This window comes from Cryobacterium sp. M91 (assembly GCF_002929615.1).
GTDB classification, from domain to species: Bacteria; Actinomycetota; Actinomycetes; order Actinomycetales; family Microbacteriaceae; genus Cryobacterium; species Cryobacterium levicorallinum.
The window spans coordinates 17443-35654 of the sequence record NZ_PJJT01000076.1 but is presented as its reverse complement, the minus strand read 5'-3'; the positions used below and the strand labels follow the sequence as shown (position 1 = coordinate 35654).

At 67.8% G+C, this 18212-nt stretch carries 18 protein-coding genes; 9 read left to right on the top strand and 9 right to left on the bottom strand.

The genetic code is table 11. The annotated features are described in order from the left end of the window. The first annotated feature begins 122 nt into the window (after window positions 1–122). Both CXY80_RS05290 and CXY80_RS05285 read left to right on the top strand, forming a co-directional pair. Window positions 123–3161, top strand: coding sequence for an alpha/beta fold hydrolase (locus CXY80_RS05290; protein ID WP_233195014.1), 3039 nt, complete (start codon window positions 123–125; stop codon window positions 3159–3161). Between the two features lie 10 nt (window positions 3162–3171). Beyond that, complete coding sequence (locus tag CXY80_RS05285; RefSeq protein WP_104131854.1) at window positions 3172–4161, top strand: NAD(P)-dependent oxidoreductase; 990 nt, start codon at window positions 3172–3174, stop codon at window positions 4159–4161. Window positions 4162–4224: 63 nt separating this feature from the next. Here CXY80_RS05285 and CXY80_RS05280 read toward each other — a convergent pair whose 3' ends face one another. The 3 genes from CXY80_RS05280 to CXY80_RS05270 all read right to left on the bottom strand — a co-directional run bounded on the left by CXY80_RS05280 (window position 4225) and on the right by CXY80_RS05270 (window position 6092). Further along, window positions 4225–4587 carry a GntR family transcriptional regulator gene (locus tag CXY80_RS05280; RefSeq protein ID WP_369828635.1) on the bottom strand — a complete coding sequence of 121 codons (363 nt, stop codon included), beginning with the start codon at window positions 4585–4587 and terminating at the stop codon, window positions 4225–4227. Further along, window positions 4584–5576, bottom strand: coding sequence for a hypothetical protein (locus tag CXY80_RS05275; protein ID WP_146070684.1), 993 nt, complete (start codon window positions 5574–5576; stop codon window positions 4584–4586). The genes CXY80_RS05280 and CXY80_RS05275 overlap by 4 nt, the downstream gene beginning before the upstream one ends. A gap of 141 nt (window positions 5577–5717) precedes the next feature. Further along, window positions 5718–6092 carry a GntR family transcriptional regulator gene (locus CXY80_RS05270; protein ID WP_092452408.1) on the bottom strand — a complete coding sequence of 125 codons (375 nt, stop codon included), beginning with the start codon at window positions 6090–6092 and terminating at the stop codon, window positions 5718–5720. A 169-nt stretch (window positions 6093–6261) separates the two neighbouring features. Between CXY80_RS05270 and CXY80_RS05265 the strand changes: the two genes are divergently transcribed. Continuing rightward, a complete protein-coding gene (locus tag CXY80_RS05265; RefSeq protein WP_104131852.1) occupies window positions 6262–7032 on the top strand; it encodes an ABC transporter permease in 771 nt (256 codons plus the stop codon). A gap of 9 nt (window positions 7033–7041) precedes the next feature. Here CXY80_RS05265 and CXY80_RS05260 read toward each other — a convergent pair whose 3' ends face one another. Beyond that, window positions 7042–7479, bottom strand: a complete 438-nt coding sequence (locus tag CXY80_RS05260; protein ID WP_092452413.1) for an Lrp/AsnC family transcriptional regulator — start codon at window positions 7477–7479, stop codon at window positions 7042–7044. A 226-nt stretch (window positions 7480–7705) separates the two neighbouring features. Here CXY80_RS05260 and ddaH point away from each other — a divergent pair, with 226 nt between their 5' ends. The 5 genes from ddaH (at window position 7706) to CXY80_RS05235 (ending at window position 11584) form a co-directional block, all read left to right on the top strand. After that, window positions 7706–8560, top strand: a complete 855-nt coding sequence (ddaH, locus tag CXY80_RS05255) for a dimethylargininase (protein WP_104131851.1) — start codon at window positions 7706–7708, stop codon at window positions 8558–8560. A 26-nt stretch (window positions 8561–8586) separates the two neighbouring features. Next, the gene (gene rocD, locus CXY80_RS05250) at window positions 8587–9849 is read left to right on the top strand and encodes an ornithine--oxo-acid transaminase (RefSeq protein WP_104131884.1); all 1263 of its coding nucleotides are present in this window, start codon (window positions 8587–8589) and stop codon (window positions 9847–9849) included. 152 nt (window positions 9850–10001) lie between these two features. Further along, a complete protein-coding gene (locus CXY80_RS05245) occupies window positions 10002–10964 on the top strand; it encodes an acetylxylan esterase (protein ID WP_104131850.1) in 963 nt (320 codons plus the stop codon). A 45-nt stretch (window positions 10965–11009) separates the two neighbouring features. Further along, window positions 11010–11216, top strand: a complete 207-nt coding sequence (locus CXY80_RS05240) for a ribbon-helix-helix protein, CopG family (protein ID WP_170851596.1) — start codon at window positions 11010–11012, stop codon at window positions 11214–11216. After that, complete coding sequence (locus CXY80_RS05235) at window positions 11213–11584, top strand: type II toxin-antitoxin system death-on-curing family toxin (protein ID WP_104131849.1); 372 nt, start codon at window positions 11213–11215, stop codon at window positions 11582–11584. The genes CXY80_RS05240 and CXY80_RS05235 overlap by 4 nt, the downstream gene beginning before the upstream one ends. A 37-nt stretch (window positions 11585–11621) precedes the next feature. Here the strand turns inward: CXY80_RS05235 and CXY80_RS05230 are convergent, their stop codons facing one another. The 4 genes from CXY80_RS05230 to CXY80_RS05215 all read right to left on the bottom strand — a co-directional run bounded on the left by CXY80_RS05230 (window position 11622) and on the right by CXY80_RS05215 (window position 15271). Continuing rightward, complete coding sequence (locus tag CXY80_RS05230; protein WP_104131848.1) at window positions 11622–13016, bottom strand: alpha-hydroxy acid oxidase; 1395 nt, start codon at window positions 13014–13016, stop codon at window positions 11622–11624. A 12-nt stretch (window positions 13017–13028) separates the two neighbouring features. Then, complete coding sequence (locus CXY80_RS05225; protein WP_104131847.1) at window positions 13029–13730, bottom strand: FadR/GntR family transcriptional regulator; 702 nt, start codon at window positions 13728–13730, stop codon at window positions 13029–13031. Window positions 13731–13974: 244 nt separating this feature from the next. After that, a complete protein-coding gene (locus CXY80_RS05220; RefSeq protein WP_092452431.1) occupies window positions 13975–14304 on the bottom strand; it encodes a metal-sulfur cluster assembly factor in 330 nt (109 codons plus the stop codon). Window positions 14305–14344: 40 nt separating this feature from the next. Next, window positions 14345–15271 carry a 2-hydroxyacid dehydrogenase gene (locus CXY80_RS05215; protein WP_104131846.1) on the bottom strand — a complete coding sequence of 309 codons (927 nt, stop codon included), beginning with the start codon at window positions 15269–15271 and terminating at the stop codon, window positions 14345–14347. Window positions 15272–15437: 166 nt separating this feature from the next. On the opposite strand from CXY80_RS05215, the gene CXY80_RS05210 reads away from it, so the two are divergent. Then, window positions 15438–16718 (top strand): peptide MFS transporter, encoded by a 1281-nt coding sequence (locus tag CXY80_RS05210; protein ID WP_104131845.1) that lies wholly within the window; start codon window positions 15438–15440, stop codon window positions 16716–16718. A gap of 83 nt (window positions 16719–16801) precedes the next feature. Here the strand turns inward: CXY80_RS05210 and CXY80_RS05205 are convergent, their stop codons facing one another. After that, window positions 16802–18211, bottom strand: coding sequence for an MFS transporter (locus tag CXY80_RS05205; protein ID WP_104131844.1), 1410 nt, complete (start codon window positions 18209–18211; stop codon window positions 16802–16804). Window position 18212 lies beyond the last annotated feature (1 nt).

The window sequence follows — 18212 nt, the reverse complement described above, 5'->3', positions numbered from 1 at the left end:
GCGAGGTGCCACCTTTGGCCCCATTAAATGACTGGACGAGCATCCGCTGCACTGTCACGGCCAAGCAACCAGCAGCAGGATTTCGGTAGTCAGGTGCATGACCCAATCGGAGAAGAAACACTGTGACCACTTCCCGCGCAACCGCAGCTAACCGCCTTCCGCGCCTGGTGCCAGCCCCGGCGACACTCCCGCCGGCCGGACTGACGGGGCTCGACCCAGAGTGGTCGCGCCTGATCGAGGTTCCGGAAGGCAGCGCTGCAGGCGGCCTAGCGGGTGGGTTGGGCAGCGATTTGGGTGCCGCGGCAACCGGCAGCACGGCGAGTGGCGTGACGCACGGCTGGCACCTGCTCGACAATGGCCCGCAGCTCGACGCGCTCGGCGTGATTCCGGTCGGAACGATTCTGTGCGTGCACGGCAACCCGACCTGGTCCTACCTCTGGCGCGGCCTGCTGTCGTCGGCAACGGATGCAGCGGCGTCGGGTGCGCTCGCCTGGCGCGTGATCGCCGTCGACCAGCTTGACATGGGTTTCTCCGAGCGCACCGGAGGTTTTCGCCCACTGGCCCGCCGGGTGCAGGACCTCGGCGACCTCACCGACGCCCTCGACCTGGCCGGCCCGGTCGTCACCCTCGGCCATGACTGGGGAGGAGTCGTCTCGCTCGGCTGGGCCGTCGACCACCCCGAACTGCTGGCCGGAGTCATGCTGCTCAATACGGCGGTGCATCAGAGCGCTGGCGATCCGATTCCGGCGCCACTGCGGCTCGCCCTCGGTCGTGGAATTCTCGGCCCGGCGACCGTGGCGACGCCGGCGTTTCTGGCCACGACGCTGGCGCTGGCGCATCCGTCGCTATCGACCGAGGTCAAGCGAGGCTACCGAGCTCCGTATTTGACGAGCGCTCGACGCGGGGGAATCGGCGGGTTCGTCGCCGACATTCCGGTCGCACTGAGCCACGAAAGTCGGCCTGAACTCGACCGCATAGCGGAGGGCGCGCGCGCCCTCGCGGTGCCGACGCTGCTGCTTTGGGGTCCCCGCGATCCAATCTTCAGCGACCGCTACCTCGACGACCTGGCCCGGCGGATGCCGCACGCCCGCGTGCACCGGTTCGAGGGCGCTGGGCATCTGCTGGCCGAGGATGCGGACTACAGTGCTGCCGCGCTGCTCTGGCTCGGCGACGCTGTCGCGGTCACTCCCGACGATGCGGCTAATGCGGTCACGTCCCCCTCCCGGACTGGCGATCTCGGCAAGCTCGATCAGCGGATGGGAGCGTCCAGCACGCTGCTCACCGCCACTTCGGGCGCCGAGGCGGTCGCACCATCTCCGTTGGCCGAGACCGCCGTAGGGGGACCGCAAGCCGCGTGGGAAGCCGCGGGGACGCATCCACTTTGGTATTACCTCGACGAATTGCAAAACTCCGACGAGACCGCCCTCGTCGATATGCAGCCGGCCCCACGCACCGTCAGCTGGCGCTTGTTGTCGCGGCGCGTACGCCAGATCGCGGCCGGTCTCGTCTTCATCGGCGTCAAGCCCGGCGACCGCGTCTCGCTGCTGGTTCCGCCGAGCGCCGACCTCACAGCGGTGCTCTACGCCTGCGTGCGCATCGGCGCGATCGTTGTCGTAGCGGATGCCGGCCTCGGCCTGGCCGGCCTCACTCGCGCCGTGCGCGGCGCTCGTCCCGACTTCGTCATCGGCGCAGCGCCCGGCCTCATGGCCGCCCGCGCCCTCGGCTGGCCCGGACGCAAAATCTCCACGGCGCGCTACCCGGCACCGATGGGCGCGCTCCTGAGCATCGAGCAGACTCTCGCCGAGCTCGTGCAGTTGGGCCAGGCGCGCCTGGACGCCGACGACGCACTCCCGCCCGGCCCCGCACCGACCGACCCGGCCGCCGTACTGTTCACCTCCGGATCGACCGGCCCGGCCAAGGGCGTCGTCTACACGCACGGCCAGCTCTCTGCTGTGAGCAATGCCCTCTTTCTGCAGTACGGAGTGGGCGTCGGAACCGGTCTCGTCGCCGGATTCGCCCCGTTCGCCCTGCTCGGCCCGGCCCTCGGCGCCCGCTCGGTCACCCCCGATATGGACGTCACGGCCCCCAAAACCCTCACCGCCACCGCCGTCGCGGCCGCCGTGGCCGCCATCGACGCGACGGTCGTCTTTCTCTCGCCCGCCGCGCTCGTGAACGTCGTCGCGACCGCCGGCGCGCTCACCCCCGCCGATCACGCGGCCCTCGCCGGGGTTCAGCGTTTTCTCTCGGCCGGCGCGCCAATCTCCGAGAGCCTGCTCGCCCAGGCCGCGACGCTCATGCCGCAAGCGACCGCGCACACCCCGTACGGCATGACCGAGGGCCTGCTCATGGCCGACATCACGCTCGAGGGCATCCGGGCTGCCACTGCGAGTGTTTCCATGCCTCGCAGAGCGGATGCCGCAGCGCACGACGGCGAGTCGGACCCGTCCACTGCCTCACTGCCCGACACTGCGGTCTCGGCAAGCTCGACCGGCGGAGATGGTGAGGCCGCGCTCATTGCAACGTCGGCTGAAGTGAACCCGGCCGGGGGAGTCTGCGTCGGGGGGTCGACGCAGACCACGCGCATCCGGATCAGCGCGCTCGACGCGAGTGGGGCATCCGTTGGTGAGTTGTCGGAGCAGCCCAACGTGACCGGCGAGATCGTCGTGTCGGCGCCGCACGTCAAGGACCACTACGACCGGCTCTGGCTCACCGAACGGGCCTCGCGTCGCGGCGGGGTGCCCGGCGAACGCTGGCATCGAACCGGCGACGTCGGTCACCTCGACAGCGCTGGCCGCCTCTGGGTCGAGGGCCGCATGCCGCATGTCATCGTGACCGCTGGTGGCGTCGTCACCCCGGTCGGTCCGGAGCAGCGCATCGAAACGCTGCCCGACGTTGCTCGTGCGGCCTTCGTCGGGGTCGGCCCGGTCGGTACCCAGCAGCAGGTCGCCGTGATCGAAACCGTGCCGCCGGCCCGCAGCGTGCACCGGGCATCCGCTCCGCTCGCCGCCGCCGTGCGCGCCGCTGTCGGCTCGCCGGTCGCCGCGGTGCTCGTCGTGCCCGGACTGCCCACCGATATTCGGCACAACTCCAAGATCGACCGCAGCCGGCTGTCGCGCTGGGCCACCGGCATCCTCTCTGGCGGTCGCTGGACTAAGCCATGAGGGGCGCGCCATGAGAGTGCTGGTGACCGGAGCCAGCGGCTTTCTCGGTCGCGCCGTCGCTGAGCGCATCAGCGCGGCCGGGCACGAGGTGCGCACCTTTCAGCGGCGGCCATCCGGCGTGGCCGGCGTCGAGGACGTGCACGGCTCCATCACGACGCCGGCCGACACCCCGTACGCCGGTCTCGCCTATGCCGTCAGCGGCATGGACGCGGTCGTGCACCTCGCCGCGAAGGTCTCGCTCACCGGGGATCCGGACGAGTTTGCGGCGGTGAATGTCGGCGGCACCCGCACGGTGCTGCAGGCTGCGCAGCAGGCCGGCGTCTCCCGGTTCGTCTACGTGTCCTCACCGTCGGTCGCTCATGCCGGCAGTTCGATCATGGGTTCGGACGCGCTGCCGGCCGCGCCGGAACACGCTCGCGGCGACTACGCCCGCACCAAGGCTCACGCCGAACTGCTCGCGCTGGCCGCCGATGCTCCCGGATTCAGCGTGGTCGCCGTGCGCCCGCACCTGGTCTGGGGTCCCGGCGATACCCAGCTGATCGAGCGCATCGTCGACCGTGCGCGCTCCGGTCGGCTGCCGCTGCTCGGCCACGGCGCTGCACTGATCGACACGACCTACGTCGATAACGCGGCTTCGGCCATTCATGCCGCGCTCGACGCAGCTGTCACCGTGCATGGCCAGAGCTACGTGATCACCAACGGGGAACCGCGCCCAGTTGCGGACATCCTCGCCGGAATCTGCGGCGCGGCCAACGTGCCGGCGCCGACCTGGCGGGTGCCGGCATCCGCTGCCCGCGGTGTCGGCTCGCTCATCGAGGCCATCTGGCGGCGTCGCCCGGGTGTCGACGAGCCGCCAATGACCCGGTTTCTGGCCGAACAGCTCTCGACCGCGCACTGGTTCGACCAGCGCCGCACCCGCGCCGACCTTCACTGGACCCCCGCGGTCTCACTTGACGAGGGCTTCGGGCGTCTCGCCGCGCACTATCGCGCTCGCCCCTAGCTGCGACCCGCTCCGCCCACCACTGTGCTCGGGCCCAGACCGCTTTGGTGTGGGCGGCAGGCGCTACGCGCGAAACCCGAGGGCCGCGCGCGCGAACGTGAGCGCCTCCTCGGGGGCCACGCCGAGCTTGCGCGCCCGGGCGGCGAACGCGGCGGCGGCGGCCTGCACGTGCTGCTGGGCGGCATCCCCACTGGCGGCGATGAAGGAACCGTTGCGGCCGCGCGTCTCGATTACTTCGTCGCGCTCGAGCTCACGGTAGGCGCGGGCCACGGTGTTGGCGGCGAGCCCCAGATCGTCCGCGAGTTTGCGCACGGTCGGCAGCTTGTCGCCGGGGGCCAGTGAACCCGCACGAACGGCGGCGAGTACCTGCACCCGCAACTGTTCGTAGGGCGGTGTGGCGGAGCGCGGATCGACCAGCAGCATCATGCCGAGGTCTTCTCTCGGCTGTCTTCGTCGGGCCAGTTGTCGGCGGTTGGGCCGCGCCGGCGCCGGTCGAGTTCCATGGCTGTCTCGGGCCACAGTCGACGCAGGTAGTGCGTGGTGCTGCGATTGCGCAGGCTCGTCACGCTCCAACCGATTAGGGCGAAGACCAGCACCGGTCCCATTATCGTGAACGATTCGACCAGAATCTCCCCGACCGAGCCGGGCTCCGGCAGATAGATCGAGTCGCTGAGTGACAGGAACAACACGCAGGTACTGACGGCCGCAATGATGCCCGGGATCCCGACCAGGCTGCGCAGGGTGGTGCTGCGAAAGGCATCGCTCCAGGCCAGTTCGATGGATGTGCTGGCCGGCTGGCCGCGATCGAGCAGCGCCCCGGCTGCCGCCCAGGTGAGCAGGCTCGCTGCAGCCGCGAGGGCCAGGAGCAGTCCGGCCGGCCAGAGAATAGTTCGCACCGAAACGTCATCGAACACCCGCTCAGGGTTGATCGCGATGACTCCGAGCACGGCAATGTAGCCGAGGGTGGCCAGCGCCAGGAATCCCAGCGAAAACGTGCGGTCGAGCGGCGTGACATAGTCGGCCAGCCGGGGCGACAGGCTGCGCGCGAGTCGCGGCGCCTCGGGAACCGGGGCGAAGGCCGCATGCGAATCGTTGAGGATCACGGCGCTTGTCGACGCAACCGTCATCGTGACCCCGACCAGAAGTCCGTTCCACGGGCTCTCGCTCCCGCCCATCGAGACGAGCGCCGCCGCTCCGACGACGAGTCCGATCATCGCTCCGACGACCCCGGCACGTTCCCGGCGATAGAGTCGGCGCGACAGCTCGGGAACGATCCCGGGCACCAACGCGAGCCCGACCTGCTGAGAGTAGGCGTGCAGCATCCGTCTGCGCGGTTCGGCTCTTGAGATATAGGCCAAACGGATGCCGAGACCCGCCATCACCAGCGCTGCCAAAATCACCAAGACCGGATTCACAAAACCCTCCCTTTGTGTGCGTTTTGTACCAGAGTAGCAATACAAACAACTGTGGCAATAGGTGCTCGGCAGGAAAAGCTGTCCTGGCCGTGCCTGACCGCGAAAACTCAATGCACCCAGAAAGAGCACAGCACCAGCGGTTCAGGCGCTGGGACGCTCCAGAGCTTCGGTGACGAGAGCGAGCGCCTCCTCCCGGCTCACCCCGAGCTGCTGAATGCGAGCGGCGAACGACGCGGCGGCCGCCTGGGCCTGCCGCGCCGCCGCATCGCCATTGGGAGCGATGAATGACCCGAATCGGCCGCGGGTTTCAATGACGGCGTCACGCTCCAGCTCACGATAGGCGCGGGCGACCGTGTTCGTGGCGAGGCCGAGTTCAGCGGCGAGGGCACGCACGGTCGGCAGGCGAGTGTCGTGGGCGAGCTCGCCGGAGCGCACGGCCGCAATCACCTGGCTGCGCAACTGTTCGAACGGCGGCGTACTCGACTGGGAATCAATGGCAACAAAGGAAGCGGGCACGGGACCCTCCGTTCAACGTTATGGACAATTTTGCCCCGCTACAACGGATGCTGCAACAGCATACCGTTGGTACGTTCCTCCAGAATGTCCGAGAGCGCGGGTGCCTGCCTGCCTCAACGCCCACGAAGCACCGTTCGTGAGGCCGCGGCGGCTCGGTAGGCTCGAACTCATGACTTTCCCGGCCGATCTGCCCGCCCAGCTGGCCGGGCTGCTGCCCACCCTGGTCGGTGTCATGCTGCTTCTGGCGGTGGTCGTGACGGTGCTGCGCGGCTATCGCACGCAGCATCCGTTCGCGCCGGCGTTGGCCCTGCTGCGCGGTACCCTGCAGCTGGCCGCGATCAGCCTGATCCTCAGCGGAATCATCAACGATCCGCTCTGGGTCGGTGTCGGACTGCTCGTCATGTTTGCGGCGGCCGTTGGCACGGTGGCCCGGAGGATCGGCTTCAACCGGCGCCACCTGGTACGGGTTGCTGCGGCGATGGGGCTCGGTGTTGTCGTCACGCTGACGATCGTGTTCACGACCGGAGCGATTGAATTTTCGCCGCGCTACGTGCTCGCCATCGGCGGCATCGTCATCGGCAATGCCATGTCGATCGCGACGCTGAGCGGTCGGCGCTTCACCGAAGCGGTCGGCGACCACTGGGACGAGGTCGAGGGCTGGCTCGCGCTCGGCGCCACACCGAGCCAGTCCACCCGGGAACTCGCCCGGCAAGCGGTCTATTTCGCCATCATCCCGTCCACGGATCAGACCAAAACCACCGGCCTCGTGACGTTGCCCGGGGCGTTCGTCGGCGCGCTCTTTGGCGGAGCATCGCCGCTGGAGGCCGGCCGGTTTCAGATCGTCGTGCTCGCCGGCATCCTCTGCGCCGGGTCGATCGCCGCGGTAACCCTGCTGCACTTGGTCGGCCCGGTGCGCCAAAAGCCCGTCCCCACGGACTAGCCCTCGAAATTACTCGACCGAACGGTGAATCAGGCGGGACAAGACGATCGCGCTCCGGGTGTGGTCGACGTTGGGCGCGAGGCGCACCTTTTCGAGGGCCGCCTCGAGGCCGGGAATGTCCCGGGCGCGAATGTGCACCATGGCATCGGCGCTGCCGGTGATCGTTCCGGCATCGACCACCTCCGGCACGCCGGAGAGAATGCGCAGCAGTTCGTCGGGCGCCACCGTGCCGCGGCAGAACAGCTCGACATAGGCTTCCGTGCTCATACCGTCGACGGCCGGGTCGACCTGAATGGTGAAGCTGCGAATGACCTTGTCGGCCACCAGCCGATCAACGCGACGTTTCACAGCGGATGCCGACAGCCCCACGACGGATCCGATATCGCCGTAGCCGGCACGCGCATTCTGGCGCAGCAGGTCGAGAATGCTGTGGTCTAGGTTGTCCATGGGCCGAGTCTAGGCGATCGCTGTGCGCAAACGTGCGTCCCGACGGTCATTCTCGAAGATTTATTGCGCAGATCAGCGTGAAACGTTGAATCGTGCTGTGTGAGACTAAGGCTGGCGTCCCGGAACGATCGTGGTTCGATCGCGCTGGGCTCTCGTGAGCGACCTGGTCCGCCATTCACCCTACGTTTCGTGGGTTTTCAGGTCCGCGAAACGACGAAGGAGCCTCATGTCGATCAACTCAGCCACCCCCGTCCTCTCCGAAGAATCGGCCGTTCCGGTGCGCACCGCCACCAAGCGCACCATTCTCATGTGCAAGCCGCAGTTCTTCACCGTGGTCTACCGCATCAACCCCTGGATGGACCCGGCCCTGCCCACCGACACCTCGCTCGCCGTCGAGCAGTGGCAGACCCTGTACGACACCTACGTCGGCCTCGGTTACGACGTGCAGCTGATCGAGCCGATCGACGGCCTGCCCGACATGGTCTACGCGGCCAACGGCGGATTCGTCATCGACAACCAGGCCTACGGCGCCAAGTTTACCCACGTACAGCGCCAGCCCGAAGGTCCCGCCTACATGGACTGGTTCGGCACCAACGGCTTCGACGTGCGCGTGCCGATCGAAACCAACGAGGGCGAGGGCGACTTTTTGCTGGTCGGTGACGTTATTCTGGCCGGCACCGGCTTTCGTAGCGATTCGAACAGCCATGCAGAGCTCTCGATTATCGCCGGCCGCCCGGTCATCACCCTGCGCCTAATCAACCCGAGCTTTTACCACCTCGACACCGCCGTTGCCGTGCTCGATGACAGCAATATCGCGTACCTGCCGAGCGCGTTCGATGCTCCGAGCCTCGCGATTCTGCAGGAACGTTATCCCGACGCCATTATCGTCACCGAAGAGGATGCCTCCATCCTCGGACTCAACTCCTACTCCGACGGCTACAACGTCGTCATCGCCGCCCGCGCCAAGGACTTCGAACAGCAGCTGCGCGCCCGCGGCTACAACCCGATCGGCGTCGACCTGTCCGAGTTGCTGCTCGGCGGCGGCGGCGTCAAGTGCTGCACGCTCGAGCTGCGCCGATGACCGCGCCCAACCTGAAGGAGCACGATATGACCACGAACCTGACCGCCGAGACCGTGCCCGTAGCATCCGTTTCGCCTGAAGCCACCGCACTGATCGCCCAGGAAAGCGCGCACGCCGCGCACAATTACCACCCGCTCGAGGTCGTTGTCGCGACCGGTGACGGCGCCTGGGTAACGGATGTCGCCGGTCACCGCTATCTGGACTGTCTCGCCGCGTATTCCGCCGTGAACTTCGGGCACTCCAACCCGGTTCTGCTTGACGCCGCCCGTGCGCAGCTCGGCCGCATCACGCTGACCAGCCGCGCCTTCTACAACGACCAGCTCGGCCCGTTCGTCACCGCGCTCTCCGAACTCGCCGGCAAAGACATGGTGCTGCCCGTGAACACCGGCGCCGAGGCCGTCGAATCCGGCATCAAAGTCGCCCGCGCCTGGGGCTACCGAGTCAAGGGCGTCGCGCCCGATCTGGCCAACATCATCGTCGCCGCCGGCAACTTTCACGGCCGCACCACCACCATCATCAGCTTCTCCGACGACGAATCGGCCCGCGCCGGTTTCGGACCGTTCACACCCGGTTTTCGCACCGTGCCCTACGGCGACGCCGCGGCGCTCGAGGCTGCCATCGACGAGAACACCGTCGCCGTGCTGCTCGAACCGATCCAGGGCGAGGCCGGCATCGTCGTGCCGCCGGCGGCCTATCTGCCGGCCGTGCGCGAGATTACGACGCGTCTGAACGTGCTGTTCATCGCCGATGAAATCCAGTCGGGGCTCGGCCGCACCGGCTCGACCTTCGCCTGCGACCTGGTCGGCGTCGTGCCCGACCTTTACCTGCTCGGCAAGGCCCTCGGTGGCGGCATCGTGCCGGTGTCGGCGGTCGTCGGCAACACCGACGTACTCGGAGTGCTGCACCCCGGCGAGCACGGCTCCACCTTCGGTGGCAACCCGCTCGCCGCCGCCGTGGGCCTGGCCGTCGTGAAAATGCTGGCCACGGGCGAATACCAGAAGCGAGCGACCGAACTCGGTGCACGCCTTCATGCCGGGCTCTCGGCGCTGATCGGCCACGGCGTGGTCGAGGTGCGCGGCGTCGGTCTCTGGGCCGGCATCGACATCGACCCCGCGCTGGCCCCGGGCCGCGTCGTCTGCGAGGCGCTGCTCGCCCGCGGCGTGCTCGCCAAGGACACCCACGGCTCGACCATTCGGCTCGCCCCGCCGATCGTCGTCTCGGCTGACGACGTGGACTGGGCTGTCGAGCAGTTGCGCCTGGTGCTGGCCGACCTCACCGCCGCGAAGTAGGCCTCCGGTCGGTTCGCGGCACCGGCCCGGCCCGCCCCGTTCCGCGGGGATCGCGGCTCGGCGAACGCGCGTTTCCTGAATCAGCCACCGCAAGAGCGGATGCCCCTGCGTGACGGCTACGGCGCCAGGCGGGCGGCTCTAGGCTGAAGGGCATGTACACCGACCTGCCCGAAGCCGAACTCCGTGCCTATCGCAGCGGCCAGGCCGACCCGGGCGACTTCGACGCGTTCTGGGCCGACACCCTCGCCGAGGCCGAGGGCCATCCGCTTAATGTCACAGCCTTGAAGGTCGACGCCGGGCTCAGCACGCTGGACGTGTTCGACCTGACCTTCGCCGGCTTCGGCGGGCAGCCGATCAAGGCCTGGCTGCGGGTGCCCGTCGGCGCGAGCGGTCCGCTGCCGACCATCGTGCAGTTTCACGGCTACGGCCGGGGACGCGGGCAGGCTTTCGAGAATCTGCTGTGGGCATCCGCCGGTTTCGCCCACTTCGAGATGGACCTGCGCGGGCAGGGCTACGGCGGCAGCGCCGGCGATACTGCCGATGACGCCGGGAGCGGCCCACAGGTCCCAGGGTTTATGACTCGCGGCATTGACTCCCGCGAGACCTACTATTACCGCCGCCTCTTCACCGACGCCGTGCGCGCCGTCGCGGCGGCCCGCAGCCTGGCGCTCGTCGACGAAGCCCGCGTCGGCGTGATGGGCACCAGTCAGGGCGGTGGAATCGCACTCGCCGTGGCCGGACTGGTTCCGGACCTTTCCGCCGTGGTCGCTCGGGTGCCGTTTCTGTGCGACTTTCCGCGGGCATCCGTTATCACCGACGCGCAGCCGTACCGCGAGCTGGGCCAATATCTGGCGACCCACCGGCTCAAGGTGGCTCGTGTGCACGACGTGCTGTCCTACTTCGACGGCGTCAATTTCGCCAAGCGGGCCACCGCGCCGGTGACCATGACGGCGGCACTGATGGATCCGATTTGCCCGCCATCGACTGTCTTCGCGGCCTACAACAACTATGCCGGCCCGAAGCAGATCACGGTCTGGCCATACAACGGGCATGAGGGCGGCGCCTGGGAAGACGACGCGCTCGCACTGCGGGCGTTCCGCGAGAACCTGGCCTGACGTTCGGCTCTTGCCGCCAAAAACCAATGGCGGTACCATTTTGGTATGGCTATCAATGTGCGCATCCCGGAGGAGCTCGATCGTCAACTGGAAGAGCTCGCGGCGGCACAACACGTGTCGAAGCACGCTCTGCTGCTGCAGGGGGCAACGCTGATTGTCGACCGCTACTCGCGTCGAGATGAAATCGAGTCGGGCCTACAGTTCGTACTGACCCATGACGCCGAGTTGCTGCAGCGGCTCGAAGACGCATGACCCGATACCTGGAGGTCGCCGACGCGCTTCAGGTGACCGAGCGCTACGGATTCCACGTACGGGACGCCGGCCTCCTCGCATCTGCGCTGGCCCGGCCGTCGGCGTCCATGTTTGGAACGGATGCCTACCCGACGTTTGATCGCAAGGCCGCAGCCTTGCTCGAATCGCTCGTGCGTAATCATCCGCTCGTGGACGGAAACAAGCGCACCGGTTGGACCCTGATGGTTCTCTTTTTGTGGATCAACGGATTTGCTCACGATTTCACCGCCAACGAGGGGTTCGACTTCGTGATCGGCGTCGCCGAAGGAATTATCGACCTCGACGAATCTGAACGCCGCATCGCGGCGCATCGGGTCCAACGGCCATAAGCCGCGGCGCAACCCGGACCGGGCTGCGCCGCGGGGGCTATTTCGGCGGTGCCGTCTTCCTCGGCGCCCGCTTGACCGGCGTGACCGTCACGGCAGCGGATGCACCGACGCTCTGTTTCGGCGCAGCGGCTGTGCCTACCGGAGCCTTGCGTACCGGAGCCTTCCGCGCGGGAACAGCCTCGGCCGCGGCGACCATGGGAGCGGCGACCGGCATCAGCTGGGACAGCTGCGTCACGTGCCCGGGGTTCAGCTCCTCGAGCGAGTTCACTCCGAGCAGCCGCATCGTGCGGCTGACCTGCTCCGACAGAATCTGGATCGTGCGGTCGACCCCGGCCTCACCGCCGGCCATCAGGCCGTAGAGGTAGGCGCGGCCGATCATGGTGAAGCGCGCGCCGAGCGCGATCGAAGCCACGATGTCGGCGCCCGACATGATGCCCGTGTCGAGGTGCACCTCGGTGTGCGCACCGACCTCGCGCGCGACCTGCGGCAGCAGGCGGAACGGAATTGGCGCCCGGTCGAGCTGGCGACCGCCATGGTTCGAGAGGGTGATGCCGTCGACGCCGAGATCGACGAGGCGCTTGGCGTCCTCGAGGTTCTGCACGCCCTTGACGACGACCTTGCCGGGCCACTGCGCCTTGATCCAGGCCAGGTCCTCGAAGTCGACCGTGGGGTCGAACATCGTGTCGAGCAGGTCAGCGACCGTGCCGCTCCAGCGGTCAAGACTCGCGAAGACGAGCGGTTCGGTGGTCAGAAAGTTGATCCACCACTCCGGCCGGGGCAGCGCGTTGAGGACCGTGCCGAGGGTGAGCGCCGGCGGAATCGAGAAGCCATTGCGCTTGTCGCGCAGCCGGGCGCCCGCCACGGGCACGTCCACGGTCACCAGCAGCGTGTCGAAACCGGCCTTCGCGGCCCGGTCCACGAGGGCCATCGACCGGTCGCGGTCCTTCCACATGTACAGCTGGAACCAGTTGCGGCCGTTCGGGTTGGCGGCCTTGACGTCTTCGATCGAGGTGGTACCCATGGTCGACAGCGCGAAGGGGATTCCGGCCCGAGCCGCCGCGTGCGCCCCGGCGGTCTCGCCCTCGGTCTGCATCATGCGGGTGAATCCGGTGGGCGCGATACCGAACGGCTGCGAAACCTGCGCCCCGAGCACATCCCAGCCGGTCGTCACGGTCGACACGTCGCGCAAGATCGACGGGTGGAACTCGATGTCCTCAAAGGCCTGGCGGGCCCGGCCGAGCGATATTTCGGCCTCGGCCGCGCCCTCGGTGTAGTCGAAGGCGGCCTTCGGCGTGCGCTTCTGGGCGATGGCGCGCAGGTCCGCGATCGTGAGCGCGGCGGCCAGCCGGCGCTTCTTCGCGTTGAGCTCCGGGCTCTTGAATTTCATCAGCGGGGCGAGATCTTTGATTTTGGGGATGCGTCGTTGAACCATGGTCGTCCTTCTCTAGTGATCGCGCAGGTGGGTTTCGGCGTAGTAGCCGGAGATGTGGGCGTGCATCGCGAGGCGGGCGGCATCCGCTTCACCGGACAGAATGGCGGCCAGAATGCCGCGATGCTCCAGCATCAGGCGAGCGGATGTTGCCGGCCAGTTCTCGAGGCCCGCCGCGCCGGCCCGCGCGTACCCCTCGATCGCGCTGCGGAGGCCGGCCATCGTCGCCGTGACGACCTGGTTGCCGCTCGTTTCGGCGAGGGCGAGGTGGAACGCCGCGTCGAGGGCGAGAAATTCGGCTTCGGTGAGGGTCTGGTTTTCCATCGCGGTGAGGATCTGCGCGGAGGCGGCCAGGTCGGGGGAGCCTGCGGCCACGAGGTCGGTGACGATCGAGCCCTCAAGCACGAGTCGGGTTTTGACCACGTCGGCCACCGCAAAGCCCTGGGCCGCGACCTGCAGGCGCATGAGCGCGGACATGCCACCGCCGGGGCGGGCGACGATAATCGCGCCCGCCGAGGGACCGGAACCGACCGCGGTGCGGATCAGACCGAGCACTTCGAGCACGCGTAGGGCCTCGCGTACACTGGATCGGCCGACGCCCAGGTCGGCGGCAAGGGTGCGCTCGGGCGGCAGGTGGTCTCCCGGGCTGAGCCGGCCGTCGAGCAGGTCGCGTTCAACAGCGTCGAGCACGACCTGCCAGGCGCGTGGGGCGGTCATCGGGTCCTCTCAGAATCATGTGGTCTGACCACAGGTTACACGAGGATCACCCGGTCGCGCGATAGGCAAATCGTCATAACTTGGGAGCGCCCGTTTGGTGCACACGCGTCTGCACCAAGCGACAGCGCGACGCGCGTCGCCCGGGCGCACCAGGGCGGAGGGAAGTAACTCGCGCGGGACTCAGGCATCCGTTCGAGGCAGGAGCACGTGGCCGGGTTGCCCCAGCCGCAGAGACAGTGGGTGGTTACAGCCTCAGACCGAGGGCGCTGATCATGTCGCGACCGTCGTCGGTGATCTTGTCGGGCGTCCACGGCGGCATCCAGACCCAGTTGATCCGATGGCGTTCGACCACGCCGACGAGGGCCTGCTCGGTTTGCTCCGTCAATACCTCCTGCTCGGGGCAGCCGGCCGAGGTGAGGGTCATTTGGATGACGAGTGTGTCGGTGTCGTCGTCCCAGGCCAGGCCGTAGATCAGGCCGAGGTCGAAGACGTTGATGCCGATCTCGATGTCCATCACGTTTTTGAGTGCTTCTTCGATGTCATCCTGGCGTGCCGGAGTGAGTGCTGAGACCATGGTCCCAGCCTACGGTCGCGGCGGGGCGCGCAGTGCCCGACTAACTCGTCAACACGACGTTGATCGGGGTCTCGCCGCGCAGCATCCGTTCTATTTGCTGGCGAACGAGCAGGGCCATGCGTGGCAGCATCGCGCTCGAGGCGCCGCCCACGTGGGGGGAGATGATCACGTTGGGCAGCGCGAAAAGTGGATGCCCCGCCGGCAGCGGTTCCGGATCGGTCACGTCGAGCGCGAGCCGGATTCGGCCGCTGGTGGCGTGAGCGAGCAGCGCCTCCGTGTCGGCGACCGGGCCGCGGGCGATGTTCACCAGCAGGGCGCCGCCCGGCATGAGCGACAGGAACGCGTCATCGACCATGCCGGTGGTTTCCGGCGTGAGCGGCACGCCGACCGCGACGATATCGGCCCTCGAAAGCAGTTCGGGCAGGGACTCGAAGCCGTAGATCGTGCCGCGTTCGTCGGTGCGGGCGGTGCGGGCGACGCGAATGACCGTGGTTTCGAAGGCAAGCAGCCGGGTTTCGATGGCGTGGCCGACGCCGCCGTAACCGAGCAGCAGCACGGTGCGGTCGGCCAGGCTCGCGTGCTGCGCTGGCGCCCACTCGCCCCGCTCGGCGGCGCGTACGAAGTCGTCGATGCCGCGCTGGGAGGCCAGAATCAGAGCGAGGGTGAGCTCGGCGGTCGAGGTCTCGTGCACGGAGGCGGCGTTGGCGAACACGTGCCCGGCGGGCAGCAGCGTGTCGATGCCGTCGTAGCCGATGGACTGGCTCTGCACGAGCCGGGTGCGCACGCCCGCGAGGTGGGCCACCCGGTTGGCGGCGCCCATGTACGGTGTCACGACAAGGTCGATCTCGGGAATAGGTGCCGGGCCTTCCATCGCCCACTCGATGACCTCGACGCCATCGGGCAGCTCGCCGAGGGCGGCGCGCAGGTCGGGGTCGGGCAGGCTGACGCGCAGGGTTTCGGAGCTCATCGGTCAAGCCTAGACGGACACCGGTGCTCGGAGCCGAGGGTGGCGTGTAGAGCGGCGAGGTCGCCTGGACCATCCCGCGCCCGTGTCGGGGGTTCCGGCGGTGTGCCTCCTGCTTCGGCAGGAGCCGGTCGATGTTTTCTCCCGGGGCGATTGATAATCATGGCGCATGAGCAAAGTCGTCGACCACGCCGCTGCCCGCGATGACCGCTCCTTCTTTGGACAGCCGCGTTCACTCGCCAACATCTTCGGCGTCGAGATGTGGGAGCGGTTTTCCTTTTACGGCATGCAGGGCATCCTGTTGTTGTATTTATACTTCTCGGCGGCCGACGGCGGCCTGGGAATCCCGCAGACCACTGCGGCCGGCATCGTCGGTGCATACGGCGGTGGCGTCTACCTCGCAACGATCCTCGGCGCCTGGATCGCCGATCGTCTCCTCGGCTCGGAGCGGGTGCTGTTCTGCAGCGCCATCGCCATTATGCTCGGCCACATCGCCCTGGCCGTCGTGCCCGGAATCGGTGGGCTCGTCGCTGGCCTCATCCTGGTGGCTATCGGCAGCGGTGGACTGAAGGCGAACGCAACATCCGTTGTCGGCACGCTCTACGCGCCGGATGCCGCCCGGCGGGTTTCCGATCCTCTGCCGCGTTCACGCTGGCCCCGCTACACCGTCATTGCGATCGCGACGCTCGGCGTTATTGTCGTGCTCGGGCTCACCGGGATGATTACCGCGAGCAATCTGGTCACCATCGTGATCGGGCTGACGATCGTCGGGACAATTGCCTACTTCGTGGTGATCCTGACGAACTGCCAGATCACCACGGTCGAGCGCAAACGGGTCTACGCCTTCATTCCGCTATTTATCGCTAGTGCGGCGTTCTGGTCGCTCTACCAACAGCAATTCACGGTCGTCACGATCTACTCGGACGAGCGACTCGACCGCGCGCTGTTCGGCTGGGAGATGCCGGTGTCCTGTGTGCAGTCCATCAATCCCGTGCTCATCATCGTGCTCTCCGGCATCTTCGCCTCCCTGTGGACCAGGTTGGGAACGCGGCAGCCCTCCACGCAGATCAAGTTCGCGGTGGGAACCGCCGTGATGGGCGGCGCCTTCCTGCTGTTCCTGCCGTTCGCCGGCGGTGCCGCGAACTCGACGCCACTCCTGGCGATGATCGGAATTCTGCTGGTCTTTACGATTGCCGAGCTGCTGCTCTCACCGGTCGGACTCTCGGTCGCCACCAAGCTCGCGCCGGAGGTCTTCAAGACACAGATGGTGGCTCTGTTCTTTCTCTCGGTCGCGCTCGGCTCCGCCGTGTCGGGTGTGCTCGCCACCTGGTACGCCACTGCGCCAGGGCGGGTCTACTTCAGCGCGCTCGGCAGCATCGCGATTGTGCTCGGGCTCCTGCTCGTTCTGATCTCCCGCCCGGTGCTGCGCCTGATGGGTGGGGTTCGCTAGGCCGTCCTTCAGCGGACAACTTTGTCGGGTGCTGCGGGGTCGTAACCCATCGAAGTTGTCTACTCAGTGGCAACCGCCCGAAGTTAGCGCGGAACCGTCGCCTCGACGATCGCGATCTCCCGGGTCGCGGTCTCTCGATCGAGGTCGGGCTCCGATCCCTCGGGCGCGGCCGGCGCCTGCTCCCGCTCCAGCACGGCGGACCGGCCTCGGCGCCTCGGCCGCACCGACGGCGCCTCGCGCCCGTCGCCGGCGTGCAGAACGCGCACCCGGGGCGCCGAGAACGGATGCACCTGCACCCGAAGCCGGCGATACCGCACCATCCAAAACAGCACGACCAGTGCGGCCAACAGGCCGGAGACCCCGGCGAGGCCGAGCGCCCAGCGCGGGCCGAATGCATCCGCTACCCAGCCGACCAGCGGGGCGCCGAGGGGAGTGCCGCCGACGAAGATGGCCATGTAGAGCGCCATGACGCGGCCGCGCATCTCGGGGCGGGTCGTCGTTTGCACGTAGGCGTTCGCGGTGGTCATCAGGGTGAGCGACGACAGGCCGACCAGGGTGAGAGATATGGCGAAAGTGGCATATGTCGGCATAATGGCCGACAGGGCGCAGGCCAGGCCGAACAGGGCGGCGCCGAGCACGATCAGGCGGAGCCTGGCGCGGCTGCGCCGGGCGGCGAGGAGCGCGCCGATGACAGCGCCGATGGCCATGATCGAGCTGAGCAGGCCGAACTCTGCAGCGCCCTGGCCGAACTCGATTGTGGCCATGGTCGAGGTGAAGATGGCGAAGTTGAGGCCGAAGGTGCCGATCAGAAAGACCGCGATCATGACGACGACGATGTCGGAGCGACCCCGCACGTAGCGGAAGCCGGCGAGGAGTTGGCCGCGCTCCCGGCTTGCCTTCGGTTGGCGACGTAGCTGGTGGGTGCGCAGCAGCGTCATGGCGAAGACGGTCGCGGCGAAGGTGACCGCGTTGATCATGAAGACCCAGCCGGCGCCGACGGCGACCGTGAGCAGACCGGCGGCGGCCGGCCCGATCAGGCGTGCACCGTGGAATGACGCTGAGTTCAGCGCGACCGCGTTCGACAGCTGGTCTTCGGCGACGAGCTCGGAGACGAAGGTCTGACGGGCGGGCGCGTCGATGGCGGCGACGACGCCGAGGCCGAGGGCGAACAGGTAGACGTGCCAGAGCTGGGCCACCTCGAGCACGGTCAGAATGCCGAGGCCGAGCGCGAGCAGGCCCATCAGGGTCTGGGTGAGAATGAGCAGCTTGCGCCGGTTGAAGCGGTCGGCGATGAGGCCGGACCACGGCATGAGCACGAGCTGCGGGCCGAGCTGCAGCGCCATGGTGATGCCGACCGCTGTCGCGTCGTAGTTGGTGAGCTGGGTGAGAACGATCCAGTCCTGGGCGGTGCGCTGCATCCATGTGCCGATGTTCGACACCAAAGCCCCCGCGAACCAGATGCGGTAATTGACGACGCTCAGCGAGCGAAACATG

What these genes read in the sequence shown, in the direction of transcription:
- CXY80_RS05230 (WP_104131848.1), bottom strand. Translation starts at nt 13,016, where the DNA reads ATGGTTCAACGACGCATCCCCAAAATCAAAGATCTCGCCCCGCTGATG.
- CXY80_RS05280 (WP_369828635.1), bottom strand. Translation starts at nt 4,587, where the DNA reads ATGATGCTGCTGGTCGATCCGCGCTCCGCCACACCGCCCTACGAACAG.
- CXY80_RS05260 (WP_092452413.1), bottom strand. Translation starts at nt 7,479, where the DNA reads ATGGACAACCTAGACCACAGCATTCTCGACCTGCTGCGCCAGAATGCG.
- CXY80_RS05240 (WP_170851596.1), top strand. Translation starts at nt 11,010, where the DNA reads ATGGCTATCAATGTGCGCATCCCGGAGGAGCTCGATCGTCAACTGGAA.
- ddaH (WP_104131851.1), top strand. Translation starts at nt 7,706, where the DNA reads ATGTCGATCAACTCAGCCACCCCCGTCCTCTCCGAAGAATCGGCCGTT.
- CXY80_RS05220 (WP_092452431.1), bottom strand. Translation starts at nt 14,304, where the DNA reads ATGGTCTCAGCACTCACTCCGGCACGCCAGGATGACATCGAAGAAGCA.
- CXY80_RS05285 (WP_104131854.1), top strand. Translation starts at nt 3,172, where the DNA reads ATGAGAGTGCTGGTGACCGGAGCCAGCGGCTTTCTCGGTCGCGCCGTC.
- CXY80_RS05245 (WP_104131850.1), top strand. Translation starts at nt 10,002, where the DNA reads ATGTACACCGACCTGCCCGAAGCCGAACTCCGTGCCTATCGCAGCGGC.
- CXY80_RS05265 (WP_104131852.1), top strand. Translation starts at nt 6,262, where the DNA reads ATGACTTTCCCGGCCGATCTGCCCGCCCAGCTGGCCGGGCTGCTGCCC.
- rocD (WP_104131884.1), top strand. Translation starts at nt 8,587, where the DNA reads ATGACCACGAACCTGACCGCCGAGACCGTGCCCGTAGCATCCGTTTCG.
- CXY80_RS05235 (WP_104131849.1), top strand. Translation starts at nt 11,213, where the DNA reads ATGACCCGATACCTGGAGGTCGCCGACGCGCTTCAGGTGACCGAGCGC.
- CXY80_RS05210 (WP_104131845.1), top strand. Translation starts at nt 15,438, where the DNA reads ATGAGCAAAGTCGTCGACCACGCCGCTGCCCGCGATGACCGCTCCTTC.
- CXY80_RS05215 (WP_104131846.1), bottom strand. Translation starts at nt 15,271, where the DNA reads ATGAGCTCCGAAACCCTGCGCGTCAGCCTGCCCGACCCCGACCTGCGC.
- CXY80_RS05205 (WP_104131844.1), bottom strand. Translation starts at nt 18,211, where the DNA reads ATGTTTCGCTCGCTGAGCGTCGTCAATTACCGCATCTGGTTCGCGGGG.
- CXY80_RS05225 (WP_104131847.1), bottom strand. Translation starts at nt 13,730, where the DNA reads ATGACCGCCCCACGCGCCTGGCAGGTCGTGCTCGACGCTGTTGAACGC.